Source organism: Pseudonocardia sp. (genome assembly GCF_025965585.1).
In the GTDB taxonomy this organism is placed as follows: domain Bacteria; phylum Actinomycetota; class Actinomycetes; order Mycobacteriales; family Pseudonocardiaceae; genus Pseudonocardia.
Genome location: NZ_JAOPWR010000378.1, coordinates 1 through 5,144 on the forward strand (window position 1 = coordinate 1; position 5,144 = coordinate 5,144).

Below are 5,144 nucleotides of genomic sequence, written 5' to 3' on the forward strand. Positions count from 1 at the left end.
TCCGGCTGGTCGGGATGCACCGCGTCGCGGCCGCAGGGACCGGACTGGAACATCCACACGGTCCGGCCGCTGAGCGGCTTGGCGTGGCGGCGGAGGAAGCGGACCGCCTCGCGCCGCCAGCGGCGGGCGTAGAGAGCACTGCCCACGACCACGATCCGGTAGTCCTCCACGGTGCCGACGTCAGTCACAGAGCACACGTCGACCGCCATGCCGTGAGCGCGCAACTCGTCGGTGACGATCGCGGCGATGCCCGCGGTAGCGCCCATCTTCGAGGCGTAGGTCACCAGCACGTCGGGTGACGACGAAACGGTCATGACACGACCTCCTTCAGTGGGGCGAGGATCCCCGTCAGTCTTTGGCGTCGGCCAACAGCATCTCGGTGTTCGGCGCCGTGTAGAGCTCGTTGTCGATCCCGGCGTAGCCGTGCCCGGGCGACCGCTTGATGACGATCACCGCGCGCGGGTAGCCCCCTCCCGCGCCCACCACCGTCACCCCACCCGGCAGCACGACGGTGGTGGCGGGCACCGAACCGGCGACGTTGCCGCCAAGCGGCCCCACCGCGGTGTCGACGACGACGGATCCGGGCCACGTCGCGGCCGGCGCGGCCGCGGTGAGCAGCTCCGGCGGACGACGCCGGGGCACCGCGTTGGTGATCACGACGTCGAACTCCGCGATCTTCGCGTCCAGCGCCCGCTGCTGCGCAGCACGTTCGGTCTCGTCGAGCCCCGGGCATAGCCGCCGCTCCCGGAGGCTCGATCCCGGGGCCGAGCTCGAGGAACCGGGCGCCGACCGAGAGCACGTCAGCGGTCATCAGAACTCCGGTACCAGGCGGGCCTGGACCTTGCCCGCAAGCACGGAGTCGCCGCGCGCGGCGTGCATGTCGGTGTGGCAGATTCCGCAGGTCTGCATCCGCATCAGCACCTGGCCCGGGCCGGTGCAGGCACCGGCAGGTCGCGGACGACCAGCGGCGCACCCGACTCCGGCACCACGGCGACCTTCATCGTGGTGGGCAGTAACGCGTTCATCGGCGGTCTCGTCCCGTTCTCGACAATGGGTGGGCACGGCCGAGATTCGTCCCGCTGACGCGGAGCCCCAGGGCCGTTGGGCCCGACCGGGGGCGGCCCACGGTCCTCGCGCCGGAGCGCCGAGGCATCAGCGGACTTGGCCGTGCGGGGCCGCTCAGCGGGCACCGATGGTCCCGGCGCGCCCGGGTCTCTCGGCCCTCCCGCCGCCCTGGTCACGTCCGGCAGGCTCGTGCCCCACGGCCGGAGCACCGGCCACGAGCCGGAGAAGCCATGAACCTCGACCTCGCACGGTGGCAGTTCGCGATCACCACCGTGTACCACTTCCTGTTCGTCCCGCTGACGATCGGGCTCTCGCTGCTCGTCGCCGGCATGCAGACCGCGTGGGTCCGCACGTCCGACGACCGCTACCTGCGGATGACCAAGTTCTGGGGCAAGCTGCTCCTGATCAACTTCGCGCTGGGCGTGGTCACCGGCATCGTCCAGGAGTTCCAGTTCGGGATGAACTGGAGCACCTACAGCAGGTTCGTCGGCGACATCTTCGGCGCCCCGCTGGCCATCGAGGGCCTGCTCGCGTTCTTCCTGGAGTCCACGTTCCTCGGGCTGTGGATCTTCGGCTGGGACCGGCTGCCGAAGAAGCTGCACCTGGCCTGCATCTGGATGGCCTCGATCGGCACGGTCCTCTCGGCCTACTTCATCCTCGCCGCGAACTCCTGGATGCAGCACCCCGTCGGGTCGATCGTGAACACCGCCCGCGGCCGGGCCGAACTGACCGACTTCGGCGCCGTGCTCACCAACTCCACCGCCGTCGGGGCGTTCGCGCACACGATCACCGCGTGCTTCGTCACCGCGGGGATGTTCGTGCTCGCGATCAGCGCCTGGCACCTCGCGCGGGGACAGCACACCGAGGTGTTCCGACCGTCGCTGCGGATCGCGCTGGTGACGGTGCTGATCGCGAGCATCGGCGTGGTGATCACCGGTGACCTGCAGGCGCGGCTGATGACCCAGCAGCAACCGATGAAGATGGCCGCCGCCGAGGCGCTCTACGACACCACGGCCCCCGCCTCGTTCTCGCTGTTCACGATCGGATCGCTCGACGGTTCCAAGGAGGTCTGGAGCGTCCGCGTGCCCGGGGTGCTGTCGTTCATGGCCACCGGCTCGTTCGACGGCAAGGTCGAGGGCATCACCCAGATCCAGCAGCAGGAGGCCGCGACCTTCGGACCCGGCGACTACATGCCGGTCATCCCGATGACCTACTGGACGTTCCGACTCATGATCGGGTTCGGGATGCTCGCCGGCCTGATCTCGCTGATCGGGCTGTGGCTGACCCGCAAGCGCGCCACCCGTGCGGTGCCGCGCTGGTTCTACCGGGCCGCCTTCGCCGGGCTGTTCCTGCCCTTCGCCGCCAACAGCGTCGGCTGGATCTTCACCGAGGTGGGCCGCCAGCCCTGGGCCGTCTACGGGACGCTGCGCACCGCCGACGGCGTCTCGCCCAGCGTGTCGGCCGGGATGGTGCTGACCTCGCTCATCGTGTTCACGCTGCTCTACGGCGTGCTCGCCGCGGTCGACGGCGTGCTGATGACGCGCTACGCGAAGGCAGGCCCTCCCCCACCCACTCCCGCCGAACCCATCACCGACGAGCCGCGCCCGCTCGCGGTCGCCTACTAGGAGCGCGCGCCGTGGCCCTCACCGACATCTGGTTCCTGCTCATCGCCGTGCTCTGGACCGGCTACTTCGTCCTCGACGGGTTCGACTTCGGCGTCGGCATGCTACTGCCCGTGGTCGGGCGCACCGAGACCGACCGCCGGGTCGCGATCAACACCATCGGCCCGGTCTGGGACGGCAACGAGGTCTGGCTGCTCGTGGCCGGCGGCGCGACGTTCGCGGCGTTCCCCGAGTGGTACGCCAGCCTGTTCTCCGGCTTCTACCTGGCGCTGCTGCTGATCCTCATGGCGCTCATCGTGCGCGGGGTGGCGTTCGAGTTCCGCGGCAAGATCGACAGCGACCGGTGGCGGCGCAACTGGGACATCGCGATCGTCGCGGGCTCGGCCGTCCCGGCCCTGCTGTGGGGCGTCGCCTTCGCCAACATCGTCCAGGGCGTCCCGCTCGACGCCCGCCACGAGTTCACCGGCTCGCTGCTCACCCTGCTCAACCCCTACGCACTGCTCGGCGGCCTGGCGACACTGTCGCTGTTCGCCCTGCACGGCGCGGTGTTCCTCGCGCTCAAGACCACTGGTGACGTGCGCGTGCGCGCCGCCGCGCTGGCTCGGACGCTCGGTGGGGCCACGATCGTCGTCGGCGGCGGGTTCCTGGTCTGGACCTTCCTCACCCACGACCGGATCTGGACCGCTGTGCCGGTGTTGGTCACGGCCGCTGCTCTGATCGGAACGGTCGTGATGAACGCGCGGGGCCGCGAGGGCTGGGCGTTCCTGCTCACCGCGACGGCGATCCTCGGGGTGACGGTGACGCTGTTCGGCACCCTCTACCCCGACGTGCTGCCCTCGACCACCGACCCGGCCTTCAGCCTGACCACCACCAACGCGTCCTCCACGCCCTACACGTTGACGATCATGACGTGGGTGGCGGTGGTGTTCACGCCGATCGTGCTCGTCTACCAGAGCTGGACCTTCTGGGTGTTCCGCCGTCGCATCGGCAGCGCCGACATCCCGGCCGCCTCCGGGCTGCCCGTCGCCGGCACCGGGGCCCACGTCCGATGAGGCCGCTGGACCCACGGCTGCTGCGGCACGCCTCGGCCGCGCGGCGGTTCGTCGTCGTCGCGGCGGGGGTCGCCGTGGTCACCGCCGGTCTGGTGATCGTCCAGGCGCAGCTGCTCGCCGGGAGCATCGCCCGGGCGTTCCTCGGCGGGGCCGGGCTCGCCGAGCTCGCGCCCGTGCTCCTGGCGCTGGTCGCGATCGTGGCCGGTCGCGGGGTCCTCGCGTGGGCGGGCGAGGTGGCCGCCCACCGGGCCTCGGCCGACGTGATCCGCCAGCTGCGGGCCCGGCTCGTCGCGCACGCGCTGCGCCTGGGCCCGCGCCACCGCGACCTGCCCCCGACCGCCGAGGTCGCCACGCTGGCCACCCGCGGCCTCGACGGGCTGGAGGGCTACTTCAGCCGCTACCTACCCACCCTGCTCGTCGCCGCGGTCGTCCCGGCCGTGGTGGCCGCGCGAATCCTCGTCGGTGACCCGCTCTCGGGCCTGATCGTCGGACTCACCGTCCCGCTCATCCCGATCTTCATGATCCTCGTCGGGATGCACACCGGACGCTCCACGCAGCGGCAGTGGCGGGCGCTGGCCGTGCTCGGCCACCACTTCCTCGACCTCGTCGCCGGGCTGGACGTGCTCGTCGCGTTCGGGCGCGGCCGCCACCAGTCCTCGCGACTGCGCGACCTGGCGACCGAGTACCGCCGCGCCACGATGCGCACCCTGCGGGTCGCGTTCCTGTCCGCGCTCGTGCTGGAGCTGCTGGCCACCCTGTCGGTCGCGCTGATCGCCGTCTCGGTCGGGTTGCGGCTCGTGGAGGGCCGGCTCGACCTCCTCACCGCGCTGGTGGTGCTGATCCTGGCACCCGAGGTGTACCTGCCGCTGCGTGCCGTCGGGGCCCGCTTCCACGACTCCGCCGAAGGACTCGCCGCCGCGTCCGAGGTGTTCGCCGTGCTGGAGACGCCCGCACCGGCGGCCACCGGCCGGGTCCCCGCGCCGAACCCGGCGCTGGTGCCCGTCCGGCTGGAGCACGTCGTGGTCGAGGGTCGAGGCGGCCGGGTCCTCGACGAGCTCGACCTGACCCTGGAGCCCGGCCGGATCCTCGGGGTGCAGGGGCCGAGCGGCGGTGGCAAGTCCACCCTGATCGACCTCCTGCTCGACCTGCGCACCCCCGACTCCGGCCGGATCACCGTCGGCGGCGTCGACCTGGCCGACGTCGACCGCGACGCCTGGCTGCGCCGCGTCGCGTGGGTGCCGCAACGGCCGGTGCTGCTCGCCGGCACGGTCGCCGAGAACATCCGGCTGGGCCACCCGTTCGCCCCCACCGACCTGGTGGAGGCGGCCGCGGCCCTCGCCGCGCTCGACGTGCCCCTCGACACACCCGTCGGGGAGGACGGCGTGGGCCTGTCCACCGGGCAGCA

General features: G+C 71.8%; 6 protein-coding genes. 3 read left to right on the forward strand and 3 right to left on the reverse strand.

What is annotated here, in order from left to right:
* The 3 genes from JWR81_RS23425 to JWR81_RS23440 all read right to left on the reverse strand — a co-directional run.
* Positions 1-314: flavodoxin domain-containing protein (locus JWR81_RS23425; protein ID WP_297657089.1), on the reverse strand; the 314-nt coding region annotated here is incomplete at its 3' end.
* A gap of 34 nt (positions 315-348) precedes the next feature.
* Complete coding sequence (locus tag JWR81_RS34495) at positions 349-657, reverse strand: NAD(P)(+) transhydrogenase (Re/Si-specific) subunit beta (protein ID WP_367278837.1); 309 nt, start codon at positions 655-657, stop codon at positions 349-351.
* Positions 658-810: 153 nt separating this feature from the next.
* A complete protein-coding gene (locus JWR81_RS23440) occupies positions 811-915 on the reverse strand; it encodes a hypothetical protein (RefSeq protein WP_297657092.1) in 105 nt (34 codons plus the stop codon).
* A 380-nt stretch (positions 916-1,295) separates the two neighbouring features.
* On the opposite strand from JWR81_RS23440, the gene JWR81_RS23445 reads away from it, so the two are divergent.
* The 3 genes from JWR81_RS23445 to cydD form a co-directional block, all read left to right on the forward strand.
* Positions 1,296-2,690 carry a cytochrome ubiquinol oxidase subunit I gene (locus tag JWR81_RS23445; protein WP_297657095.1) on the forward strand — a complete coding sequence of 465 codons (1,395 nt, stop codon included), beginning with the start codon at positions 1,296-1,298 and terminating at the stop codon, positions 2,688-2,690.
* Positions 2,691-2,701: 11 nt separating this feature from the next.
* The gene (cydB, locus tag JWR81_RS23450; protein WP_297657098.1) at positions 2,702-3,739 is read left to right on the forward strand and encodes a cytochrome d ubiquinol oxidase subunit II; all 1,038 of its coding nucleotides are present in this window, start codon (positions 2,702-2,704) and stop codon (positions 3,737-3,739) included.
* A partial coding sequence (gene cydD / locus JWR81_RS23455) for a thiol reductant ABC exporter subunit CydD (RefSeq protein ID WP_297657101.1) occupies positions 3,736-5,144 on the forward strand: 1,409 nt, incomplete at its 3' end. The genes cydB and cydD, both read left to right, overlap by 4 nt.

What these genes read in the sequence shown, in the direction of transcription:
- JWR81_RS23440 (WP_297657092.1), bottom strand. Translation starts at nt 915, where the DNA reads ATGCGGATGCAGACCTGCGGAATCTGCCACACCGACATGCACGCCGCG.
- JWR81_RS23445 (WP_297657095.1), top strand. Translation starts at nt 1,296, where the DNA reads ATGAACCTCGACCTCGCACGGTGGCAGTTCGCGATCACCACCGTGTAC.